The organism is Tenacibaculum finnmarkense genomovar ulcerans (assembly GCF_900239495.1).
Taxonomy (GTDB): Bacteria; Bacteroidota; Bacteroidia; order Flavobacteriales; family Flavobacteriaceae; genus Polaribacter; species Polaribacter ulcerans.
Genome location: NZ_OENE01000048.1, coordinates 264,311 through 276,226, shown reverse-complemented (window position 1 = coordinate 276,226; position 11,916 = coordinate 264,311). Strand labels below are relative to the sequence as shown.

Below are 11,916 nucleotides of genomic sequence, written 5' to 3'. Positions count from 1 at the left end.
TGCATTTTCTCAATTCTACAGCCGTTATAAATTCAGATTTTGGATGATAATTCGGTCAGTTTTATTCATTCCGTTTTTATTGATTTATGCGTCAGTTTTTAAATCAGCGGTTGCGTCAATTTTCCAATTCCAATTTTCTGCATTTTCTCAATTCTACAGCCGTTATAAATTCAGATTTTGGATGATAATTCGGTTAGTTTTATTCATTCAGTTTTTATTGATTTATGCGTCAATCTTTTAAATCAGCGGTTGCGTCAATTTTCCAATTCCAATTTTCTGCATTTTCTCAATTCTACAGCCGTTATAAATTCAGATTTTGGATGGTAATTCGGTCAGTTTTATTCATTCCGTTTTTATTGATTTATGCGTCAGTCTTTTAAATCAACAGTTGCGTAAGTTTTTCAGTATTTTGCTCATTCTTTAGAGGGTTTTTAGGGAAATAGTTTCCGATTATACTTCTTTATTAGCCTTAAAAAATACATTATAATTTGCGTGATTTTTTGCCAATTACTTGCAACAACCAAATATACGTACTATTACATATATATCGTCTATATCTTTTACGAATCTAGGGGATTTTTAATTGATTTAAAATTATGAGAGGCAACATGAGTGTAAATTTCTGTTGTTTTACTAGAACGATGCCCTAATAAATTTTGGATATAGCGTAAATTTGTACCACTTTCTAAAAGGTGAGTAGCAAAAGAGTGTCTTAACATATGTGGCGTTACTCTCTTTATAATACCAGCCTTCTTAGTCGCTCTTTTAACAATTACAGCGACACTTTCGGGCGAATATTTTTGTCCTTTCCTGCCTTCAAATAAATACGTTTTAGGTTGCCACTCCTTATAATACACCCTTAATTCTTTAAGAACCGTTGTAGAGAGTAACGAATACCTATCTTTATTTCCCTTAGCATTGTTAACATGTATTAACATTCTTTTGCTGTCTATATCTGTTATTTTTAAATCAAGAATTTCACTTCTACGCAACCCCGCGGAATATAAAAGACTAACAATACACCGATGTTTTATGTTATTTGTGTGATTTATAATAGCTAAAATTTCTTCTTTCGATATTATTTTAGGAAGCCTATGTTCTTTTCTGGGTCTATCTACACTGTAAAATCGATTAGGCATACCCAATACTGTTTCATAGTAAAATTTAATAGCATTAATAGACTGATTTACATAGCTATTCGATTTATTCTGATGCGCTAATACTTGAAGGTACTGCTGTATATCTTTTTCAGATAGATCATTTATCGGTTGTTGATAAAAATGATTTATAAATTTCTCAAACAATGAAATATAGATTTTACAAGTGTTTAAAGAGTATCTTTTAAGCTCTAATTTTAATAAATAACTCTCAGGAGCATATTTAAGAGTTTCTTTTTTAGCCCTATTTCTAAACCAGTTTATATTGGGTAAGCTATTGTTCTTTATAGGTTTTTCTTTGAAAAAAGCGTTGCCATGTATCCAGATAACGCCTTTAAATTTTTGAAAAACAGCATTAATATTTTCCTTAGAATACTTTAAATAAACCATATTAAACTCCGCGCTCCATTTAGGCTCAGGAAGTTCTTTTATTAGCGCATGAATAACCTTATTGGGGCTAAATTGTAGCCCAATCATCTTGCAATTATTAATATGTAAATGCTTTAAGGTAATATGTTCTGAGGTTTTCTTCACGCGATAAAATTCAAAAAAAACACTGAATAAAAAAAATATAAGCATATATTTATACGTTTATTAAACGGTTAATTATACACTTATGGAAAAGAGATGTCTTCACTGTAAAAATAAACTAGAAGGAAGAAGCGATAAAAAATACTGTTCTTCTTATTGTCGATCTTCCTATCATTATGAAAATAATAAAGAACAAGAAGATAGTTTATTTTTTAAGATAGATAAAAAACTCAAAAATAACAGAAAAATATTAAAAGAATTTAACAAAGCAGGATACGCTAGTGTCAGAAAAGAAAAATTGCTAGCAAAAGATTTTGATCCAAATTATTTTACAAATTATTGGAAAAACAGTAAAGGACAGGTTTATTTATTCTGTTACGAATATGGTTTTTTAGCTCAAAGAGAAAAGTACATACTCGTACATTGGCAAAGTTATATGAAACCTAAGTAAAATCATCAAAAAAGCTAAAAGATACGAAAAATAAGGATGCGAAAACAGAACTGAATTTAGCTTGATAGATTTTATCTTTTACTATAAATTTTTTTCAGATGAAATTTAAATAGGCTCTTAATTAAATAGTATTTTTGCTTTATGAAAAGATTTATTTATATCGCAGTATTTTTAGTTTTATCAGGTTGTAAAACGGAAAAAACGAACTTAAAAAAACAAGGCTTAAAACAACCAAAATTAAAATTTTTAAATGAATTTGTAGTCAAAGATTCTTTAAATTTTAACAATACTATTATTGGCGGAATTTCAGGGATTGATTTTAGTAATAATCAATATTATATGGTGGTTGATGATGCTAAAAATCCACGGGTTTTAATAGGTGATGTTGTTATTAAAAAAGACAGTATCAAAAATGTGATTTTTCAAAAAGTAATTTCATTACAACCTGATAGTGGTTTTTATCAAAATAATGTGTTAGACCTAGAATCGGTTTTTTTTAGCGATAACAAACTAAATTTAGTCAGCGAAGGAAGCATCCGTAAGGGTAAAAATCCAACGATTTTTACAATTGATACCGCTGGTAATTTTAAAGAAGAAATAAAAATTCCTGATTATTTTAAAGCAAATTCCCAAGCAAAACCAAAACACAATGCCGCTTTTGAAAGTTCATCAAAAAGTTTCGATAAAAAAGGTTTTTGGGTAGCAATGGAAGCGCCGCTACAAGCCGATGGCGATGAGCCAACATTCCATAAAACACCATCGCCAATACGTATTACGTATTTCGATACTCAAACCAAAACAGCGACCAAACAATTTTCTTATCAGCTAGAAAAAATTGACAAACCTGCAAAAGGAAGCGTTAATTTAAACGGTGTTACCGCTATTTTAGAATACAAAAAAAATCAGTTTTTTGTGGTAGAACGAATTTATCAAAGCGGATACGGGGCTTATGGAAATACCATCCGAGTTTTTAAAGCAACAGTCAATGAAAATGTTAATAAAAGCTTTAACGAAAACACTACAAATACCTTAGAAATTCCATCACTTAAAAAAGAAAAATATATCTCTCTAAAAAAAGAATTACTATTTGATTTTAAATCAATTCAGCCTAAATTAACCAATTCGATTATCGATAATATTGAAGGAATTACTTTCGGACCTAAATTATCGAACGGAAACAACTCGCTGATTTTTGTTTCTGATGATAATTTTCAAGTATATGGAAAGCAATTAACGCAATTTTTATTGTTTGAAATTCAAACAGAAAAAGTACATTAGTGGTCGTAATTATTTAAAAGATGATAGCCAAACTTAAAGAAAAATCAATTCAGAAATTTTACAACAAAACTATTGTAGAGAAAAATGCTAAAAATCAGCCGCAACATAAAGTTAAAAAAATTGCTATTTTATTAGATAATGAATCTTTAGAAAACATTGTAATTACTAGTTTAACCAACCAGCTTTCTCTTAAAAAAGAAGCTATTACGGTGTTAATTTATAAACCTTTTGAAAAAAAACAAGAAGTATTACCAACATTTTTTACCGATAAAGAAGTTGGTTTTAAAGCAGGTTTAAAATCAGACAAATTAAAAAGTTTCGTTAAAAATGAGTACGATTTGCTTATTAACTATATAAAAACGCCAAATTTATACCTTAATATAATAACTTTGCTATCGCAAGCAACTTTAAAAGTTGGTTTTGCTGATGTTGATGATCGATTGTATGACCTTGTTATTGCCGATAATAGCTTTAATGAAGCGGTTTTAAATCAAGAATTAAAAAAATACTTAACAATATTAAAAAAAATATAATGCAAAAATTTGTTGGTACAGGAGTGGCTTTGGTAACGCCTTTTAGCGAAGATTTAAGTGTCGATTTTCAGGCGCTTAAAAAATTAGTAAATTACAATATTGATAACGGTACAAATTATTTAGTTATCAACGGAACAACTGCCGAAAGTGCTACGATAACAACACAAGAAAAAGCTGAAATTATAAAGGTAATCGCTACCGAAAATAACGGACGCTTACCTTTGGTTTTAGGGCTTGGGGGGAATAATACACAGGTTGTTATTGATGAGTTAAAATCTGCCGATTTATCAAATATTGATGGAATATTGTCAGTAGCACCGTATTATTCAAAACCAACACAGGAAGGTTTTTATCAGCACTTTAAAGCCATTGCTTTAGCGACTAAAAAACCAATTATTTTATACAATGTTCCTGGTAGAACGGCTAAAAATATGGAGCCTGCTACGATTTTACGATTGGCAAACGATTTTAAAAATATTGTAGGAGTCAAAGAAGCTGGAAATAATCAGCAGCAATATTTAGCGTTGTTAAAAGATAAACCAAAAGATTTTTTAATTATCTCTGGTGATGATGATTTAGCTTTAGGTGTTGTTTTAGCAGGTGGAGCAGGAGTAATATCAGTAATAGGACAAGGGTTTCCAAAGAAATTTTCAAAAATGATTCAGCTAGGATTGGCAGGGAAAAATAAAAAAGCCTATAAAATTCATTACCAATTAATGGATGTTGTAGATTATATTTTTGAAGAAAATAATCCCGCAGGAATTAAGGCAGTATTGCTAAAAAAAGGCATCTGCTTAGATGAGGTTCGCTTACCGTTAGTAAAAGCATCCGAAGAATTACAAACAAAAATTTCAGACTTTACAGATCGTTTATAAAATAATCTGTAATTTGTCTAAACAAAAATATCAGTTATAACAGGCTACAGTTTTTTAATTGTAGTCTTTTTTTGCATCTTTGTATAAAAGTTCGTTATTTATAATCAATATAATTAAAAAAATAAAAATATGTTATCAAAAGTAATAGAAACAGCGTTAAACAAACAAATTCAAATAGAAGCACAGTCATCACAGGTGTATTTATCGATGGCTTGCTGGGCAGAAACACAGGGTTTTGAAGGGGTTGCGCAATTTATGTACGCACATTCTGACGAAGAACGTATGCACATGTTAAAATTAGTAAAGTTTGTAAATGAAAGAGGTGGGCATGCAAAAGTATCGGAATTAGTAGCGCCACCAAGTGAATTTGGATCATTTAAAGATATGTTTCAAACCTTGTTTGACCATGAAGTAATGGTGTCAGCATCAATTAATGATTTGGTACATATTACTTTACAAGAAAGAGATTATGCAACTCATAACTTTTTACAATGGTATGTATCTGAACAAATAGAAGAAGAAGCATTGGCAAGAAATATTTTAGATAAAATTAATTTAATTGGCGATGATAAAGGAGGTTTATATTTATTTGATAATGATGTAAAGCAAATAGTAGCTCAAGGTGCAGCAGCTGCTAATCCAGTATAATAAGATTAACAAACATTTATATATTTAAAACCTTTTTTATAGCATATTTTATAGTTTATTGCAATACTCTATTAGAGAAAAAAAAATCGTTTTAATAATCCATAATTAATCACTAATTTTGCCAAATGCAAAAAATTAAAAATTTAGCGTATTTACTTGTAATGCTATTGGTTTTGTCTTCATGCGGAGAGTATAACAAAGTGTTAAACAAAGGAAGTATTCAGGAACAATACAAAATGGCTGTAAAAATGTACGAAGTGCAAAAATACAGTAAAGCATTGCGTTTATTTGAAAAAGTAACCCCTTCATATAGAGGTAAACCTCAAATGGAACGTATTCAGTATATGGTTTCTCAATCTAATTTTAATGAAAAAAATTATAGTTTAGCAGGCTATTACTTTAACAGGTTTGCTAAAAACTATCCTAAAAGTTCAAAGAAAGAAGACGCTGCTTTTTTATCGGCATTAAGTTATTACAAGGCTGCACCTAGTTTTAGTTTAGACCCTACAGATACAAACAAAGCGTTGGCTTCTTTTCAGTCATTTATTGATGCTTATCCTAATTCTAATAAATTAGACGAAGCAAATAAATATTATACAGAATTACGTAGTAGGTTAGAGAAAAAAGCATTTGAAATAGCAAAAACATATTACAATACAGCAGGCTATGATTCTAGAAATTATCGCGCTGCAATTACTGCTTTTGATAATTTATTATCAGATTATTTAGGAACAAAATATAAAGAAGAAGCGTTATATTTTAGATTAAAAGCAGCACACGATTTTGCCATGAAAAGTACGCAGCGTAGAAAAGCAGTTAGAATTAAAGCCGCTATAAACGCGTACGATAAATTAAATAGAAGTTTTCCTGAATCTAAATTTATAAAAGATTCAAACGCAATGTTAGCCGCATTAAATAAAGAACAAGAACAATTAGTTAAAAGTTAAAAGATGGATTATAAAGAAACGAAAGCACCCTTAAGTACTATTACTTATAATAAAGAAGCTATCGAAGCTCCAACAGAGAATATCTATGAAGCTATTTCAATTATAGCAAAAAGAGCGAATCAAATTAATGCTGATTTAAAGAAAGAATTAGTTGATAAATTAGATGAATTTGCTACTTATAACGATAGTTTAGAAGAAGTATTTGAAAATAAAGAACAAATTGAAGTTTCTAAATTCTACGAACGTTTACCAAAACCTCACGCTATTGCAGTAGATGAGTGGTTAAATGGTGATGTATATTTTAGAACTCCAGACGCTGAATAATATGTCTGTATTAAATGGTAAAAAAGTATTAGTAGGTATTACCGCAGGTATTGCCGCATACAAAACAGCCAATTTAGTTCGATTATTTATAAAATCAGGCGCAGAAGTTATCGTAGTGATGACTCCTGCGTCTAAAGATTTTATAACCCCGCTTACACTTTCTACACTTTCTAAAAACCCTGTTTATTCAACTTTTTATGATAAAGAAGATGAAAATGAGGTATGGAATAATCACGTTGATTTAGGGCTATGGGCAGATATTATGATTATTGCTCCAGCAACCGCAAATACCTTGTCGAAAATGACAAACGGTACTTGCGATAACTTGTTGTTAGCAACTTATTTGTCGGCAAAATGTCCAATATATTTTGCGCCAGCCATGGATTTGGATATGTATATTCATCCATCGACTAAAAATAGTTTAGATGCGTTACAAGGTTTTGGTAATATTTTAATTCCTGCGACTTCTGGTGAGCTAGCAAGCGGATTAGTTGGTGAAGGACGTATGGCAGAGCCCGCAGATATCGTTTCTTTTATTGAAAAAGATATCGCTTCTAAATTACCGCTAAAAGGGAAAAAACTGCTGATTACCGCAGGACCAACCTACGAAGCAATTGATCCTGTTCGTTTTATAGGAAATCATTCTTCAGGAAAAATGGGCTTTGAAATTGCTAAAACAGCCGCTAATTTAGGCGCTGAGGTTTATTTAATTTCAGGACCATCACACCAAAGAGTAAATCATTCTTTTATTCATAGAATTGATGTAAAATCAGCCCAAGAAATGCACGATGCCTGTCATCAATATTTTGCGGAGGTCGATGTTGCTATTTTATCTGCCGCAGTGGCTGATTATAAACCAAAAAATACTGCTACTCAAAAAATAAAGAAAAAAGATTCCGCTTTAGTAATTGAGTTAGCAGCTACCAAAGATATTTTAAAGTCGTTAGGAGAAATTAAAACAAGCCAGTTATTAGTTGGTTTTGCTTTAGAAACCAATAACGAAGTTGAAAATGCAAAAGCTAAAATTATCAAAAAGAATTTAGATTTTATAGTGTTGAATTCTCTGAAAGATAAAGGCGCAGGTTTTGCTACCGATACCAATAAAATAACCATTATTGATGCTGATTTTAACGAAAAAGCCTTTGATTTGAAATCAAAAAAAGCAGTATCAGCAGATATTATGAGCGAAGTTCTTAAAAGAATTTAATAAAATTGTTACAACGCGTATTTTTTTAAAATAATTTTGATTACTTTGAATGCTAAATAATTTTAAGCTATATTCAAACGAACAATAATTAAAACGATAATAGATGCGTAAGTTTTTCTTTTTAATTTTTATTTTATCAGCCGTTTTTAGCTTGCAATCGCAAGAGTTAAATGCTTTGGTAACTATAAATACCGATAAAATTCAAAGTAGTAATAAGCAAGTTTATCAAACACTTCAAAAATCAGTAACGGCGTTTATTAACGAAACCCAATGGACGACTAAAACTTTTAAGCAACAAGAGCGTATTAATTGTGCGTTTACCATTATTATCAGCGAACAAAATTCGAATAATTTTACTGCAAGCCTTCAAGTTCAAGCTACCCGACCTGTGTATAATTCAAGTTATGCAACGCCTATTTTAAATATTAACGACACCAATTTTAATTTTAAATATAGTGAGTTTGCACCCTTAATTTTTAACCCAAACACCTACGATTCTAACTTGGTATCGACCATTGCATTTTATGTTTATACTATTTTAGGAATTGATGCCGATACTTTTGCTTTAAAAGGAGGTACGGATTATTTGAAAACCGCAGAAAATATGATGTTACAAGCACAGTCTAGTGGAGAAAGTGCTTGGCAAAATAAAATAGGAAAACAAAACAGGTTTGCGTTGATTGATGGTTTTTTATCTTCAAAATTTAGTCCTTTACGTAGTGTTTTTTATGAGTATCACCGAAAAGGTTTCGATAATTTTTCAGCAGATAAAGAACTAGCAAAACAAACGATTCAAAAAAATGTAATCGCCTTAGAAAAATTACATAATATTTCTATTGGAAATTATATGATTCGTGTTTTTTTAGATGCAAAGGCAGATGAAATTTCAAATGTTTTTTCGGATGGAAAACCAGCAAAAAACACACAGAAAATGCTTAGTGTTTTAAATAAAATAGCGCCTACTTATAAAGATAAATGGAAAACTATTAAATAAGGTTTGTAATCTTTATTAGTTAGCAAACATTGGATCCAAGTATTATGAATAGATTTTTTAAAGACCTAACAATTCCTAAATCTATTTTAATGACCTTTATTTTATATGGAATTCTATTATTTCTGATTTTTATTAATGTTAAATTATTGAACTTTGATTTTAATACAACATCTTTTATAAGCCATCTTCTAATCCTAGTAATAATAATTATATTATTTAACAATTACTTTTTTCAACTTAAAGACTTAGAGTGTAGTTTTTTGAAAATAATCCAATTTACGATGTTAGGCGTTACAATTGGAACAATTTATTATATATATCAATTTATTTTGAGTAATAAAATATCTCAACAATATGAGATAACGATTAGTTTATTAATTGAAAGTATTTTCCTTGGAGTTATTTATGAAGAATTATTTTTCAGAGGAATTATTCTGAAAGGACTTTTGAAGAAACATAGACCATACGTTGCTATTATTACTTCATCTCTTCTATCCACATTAATCAAATATTATATCCATTAAAATTTCTTAGCTTATTAATCTTAGGAATTACTTGTAGTATCTTTTATGTTAAAAATAAAAAAGTAATAATTCCTATTATAATTCATGCATCATATAATATTGGAATAATATTTTTTCCCAAAATCCTGAATTTAATATAATAAAAACGTTGGCTAATAACTAAGCATATGGCCTGCCGATAGGCCAAGGCTATATGTCCCACTAGCGCAAGTATCTTGCTTGTGCCAAGTGTGAGTAAGTTTAACAAATATTAAAAATAGAAAAACCACAATATAAATTTGTGGTTTTTTGTTTAAGATTACAAAGAGTTTTATTTTAAAATATAAAATCACTTACTTTTACTAAATTGAGAAGAACATTTGAAGTTCTTTTTGATAACCATTTAGGTAATCTGCTAGCGTAAGCATTCCGCTCGTAAGAGAAGCGAAAAGAAGAATAAAGGAAAAAAAGCATTATAACGAGTGATAGTTTTTATCTTATTTAACAGGCGTATAAAATGAAGCTGAATTATTAAAATATAGCAAAAAATCCTAGCCCCGATTGAAGCTTTGTTTGAGCTCCTTTTTTGATTTTTTTTCAAAAAAGAGCGAGTGCGGAAAGCGGGAAATAGCTTCAAATAATTTTTATATTTACAAAACAGGCTGTTTCGACGTAAAAAGACTAGGAATATATCTGTTCTTTTTTAAGTAATTTAATTCATTAAAAACTCGTACTTTTATTTTTTTAAAGAATCGATTTTGCTTAGACATTTATCCATACATAATTACGCGTTAATCAATCAGTTATCGATTGATTTTACAAAAGGTTTATCAATCATAACTGGGGAAACAGGGGCAGGAAAATCCATATTACTAGGCGCTTTAGGTTTGGTAATGGGAAACCGTGCCGATTTATCTTCCTTAAAAAATACCGATAAAAAATGTATTATTGAAGCCAAATTTGCTGTTGAAGGCTATTCTTTACAGCATCTATTTGATGAATTTGATCTTGATTATGAGCCCGAAACTATTATCCGTAGAGAAATTTTGCCTTCTGGAAAATCAAGGGCTTTTGTAAACGATACGCCTGTAAATTTATCAATTTTAACAGCGTTAAAAATAAAATTACTCGACATTCACTCGCAACATCAAACTGCTGAATTGTCGGATACTAGCTTTCAATTTTCGATTATTGATGCCTTGGCAAAAAATAAAACCAAGGTTACATCCTACAAAACAGGGATGAAAAAATATACTTCTTTAGTTAAAGAATTAAAAATTTTAAAAGAAGAAACTCTAAAGTCAAAAGAACAATATGCTTACAATTCACACTTATTCAATGAATTTGAACAAGCTGAATTAGTTATAGGCGAGCAAGAAATTTTAGAAGAAAAATTACATACTTTAAATAATGTAGAGGAAATAAAACTGCATTTATCGGAGGCCTTAGCTGTTTCATCGAATGAAGAAATTGGCGTTCAAAATTTACTGTATTCCTTAGAAAATAGCTTGCAAAAAATAAGTGCATACGCTAAAAATTACCAAGAAATTACGAATAGAGTTACGAGTTTAAAATTAGAATTTGATGATGTTGTTGCCGAATTAGAAAATGCGAATGAAGAGGTTGCTTTTAACCCAAATGAAGTTGAAGAATTAAACGACCGTTTGCAATTAATTTACAATCTTCAAAAGAAACATTCTGTGAATTCTATTGCTGAATTGTTGGTTATTTTTGAATCATTATCAGAAAAAGTAGCGCAGGTAGATGATGCGGACGCTTTGATTGCTGCTAAAAATTTAGAAATAACAGCAGTAACAAATAAATTAGATGAATTTGCGGTTTTAATTACAGCATCTAGAAATAAGGCGATTCCTAAATTACAGAAAGAATTGGAATATTTATTAACGGAATTAGGAATGCCAAATGCGCGTTTTTCAATGGAATTAATTCCGTCGGATAGCTATTTTTATAATGGAAAAGATGTATTATCATTTCTGTTTTCAGCAAATAAAGGTGGGAATTTCGGTGAGCTTAAAAAAGTGGCTTCTGGTGGAGAATTATCACGAATTATGTTATCGGTAAAGAAAATTTTATCAGAAAACATACAGCTTCCAACCATTATTTTTGATGAAATAGATACGGGAGTTTCAGGGGAAGTTTCTAATAAAATTGCCAAAATAATGCAGGATATGGGTACAGGAATGCAGGTAATTACCATTACGCATTTACCTCAAATTGCGGCAAAAGGAGTACAACACTACAAAGTATATAAAGGCGAAGAAAACGGCGTAACAACCTCTAATTTAAAATTACTTTCCGAACAAGAACGCATTATTGAAATTGCAGAAATGTTAAGCGGAAAAGAGGTATCTGAAAGTGCGCTAATTCATGCAAAAGAATTGTTGAATTAAAATAAAATAAAATTTGTCAAACTGAATTGGAGTTTTCAATAAAATAGAAAGTATAAA

General features: G+C 29.9%; 11 protein-coding genes and 1 pseudogene. 11 read left to right on the top strand and 1 reads right to left on the bottom strand.

What is annotated here, in order from left to right:
- Window positions 1-560: 560 nt before the first annotated feature.
- Window positions 561-1,634 (bottom strand): site-specific tyrosine recombinase/integron integrase, encoded by a 1,074-nt coding sequence (gene xerA / locus DPIF8902391_RS11745; RefSeq protein ID WP_172505934.1) that lies wholly within the window; start codon window positions 1,632-1,634, stop codon window positions 561-563.
- Between the two features lie 139 nt (window positions 1,635-1,773).
- Here xerA and DPIF8902391_RS11740 point away from each other — a divergent pair, with 139 nt between their 5' ends.
- From DPIF8902391_RS11740 to recN, 11 genes and pseudogenes are all read left to right on the top strand, one after another.
- A complete protein-coding gene (locus DPIF8902391_RS11740) occupies window positions 1,774-2,139 on the top strand; it encodes a hypothetical protein (protein WP_058885283.1) in 366 nt (121 codons plus the stop codon).
- A 141-nt stretch (window positions 2,140-2,280) separates the two neighbouring features.
- Window positions 2,281-3,417 (top strand): esterase-like activity of phytase family protein, encoded by a 1,137-nt coding sequence (locus DPIF8902391_RS11735; RefSeq protein WP_172505928.1) that lies wholly within the window; start codon window positions 2,281-2,283, stop codon window positions 3,415-3,417.
- Between the two features lie 20 nt (window positions 3,418-3,437).
- A complete protein-coding gene (locus tag DPIF8902391_RS11730) occupies window positions 3,438-3,950 on the top strand; it encodes a DUF6913 domain-containing protein (RefSeq protein WP_058885281.1) in 513 nt (170 codons plus the stop codon).
- A complete protein-coding gene (dapA, locus tag DPIF8902391_RS11725; RefSeq protein ID WP_058885280.1) occupies window positions 3,950-4,825 on the top strand; it encodes a 4-hydroxy-tetrahydrodipicolinate synthase in 876 nt (291 codons plus the stop codon). Before DPIF8902391_RS11730 ends, dapA begins: the two co-directional genes overlap by 1 nt.
- Window positions 4,826-4,954: 129 nt before the next feature.
- The gene (locus tag DPIF8902391_RS11720) at window positions 4,955-5,473 is read left to right on the top strand and encodes a ferritin (RefSeq protein WP_058885279.1); all 519 of its coding nucleotides are present in this window, start codon (window positions 4,955-4,957) and stop codon (window positions 5,471-5,473) included.
- Between the two features lie 125 nt (window positions 5,474-5,598).
- A complete protein-coding gene (locus DPIF8902391_RS11715) occupies window positions 5,599-6,420 on the top strand; it encodes an outer membrane protein assembly factor BamD (protein WP_058885278.1) in 822 nt (273 codons plus the stop codon).
- 3 nt (window positions 6,421-6,423) lie between these two features.
- Window positions 6,424-6,744, top strand: coding sequence for a DNA-directed RNA polymerase subunit omega (locus tag DPIF8902391_RS11710; protein ID WP_058885277.1), 321 nt, complete (start codon window positions 6,424-6,426; stop codon window positions 6,742-6,744).
- A 1-nt stretch (window position 6,745) separates the two neighbouring features.
- Entirely contained in the window at window positions 6,746-7,951 is a 1,206-nt protein-coding gene (coaBC, locus tag DPIF8902391_RS11705) for a bifunctional phosphopantothenoylcysteine decarboxylase/phosphopantothenate--cysteine ligase CoaBC (protein WP_172505927.1), read from the top strand.
- A gap of 103 nt (window positions 7,952-8,054) precedes the next feature.
- Entirely contained in the window at window positions 8,055-8,945 is an 891-nt protein-coding gene (gene porD / locus DPIF8902391_RS11700; protein WP_172505926.1) for a type IX secretion system protein PorD, read from the top strand.
- A 44-nt stretch (window positions 8,946-8,989) separates the two neighbouring features.
- Window positions 8,990-9,609 (top strand): annotated as a pseudogene (locus DPIF8902391_RS12600) (CPBP family intramembrane glutamic endopeptidase).
- 597 nt (window positions 9,610-10,206) lie between these two features.
- Window positions 10,207-11,859 carry a DNA repair protein RecN gene (recN, locus tag DPIF8902391_RS11690; protein ID WP_172505925.1) on the top strand — a complete coding sequence of 551 codons (1,653 nt, stop codon included), beginning with the start codon at window positions 10,207-10,209 and terminating at the stop codon, window positions 11,857-11,859.
- The last annotated feature ends 57 nt before the right edge of the window (window positions 11,860-11,916 follow it).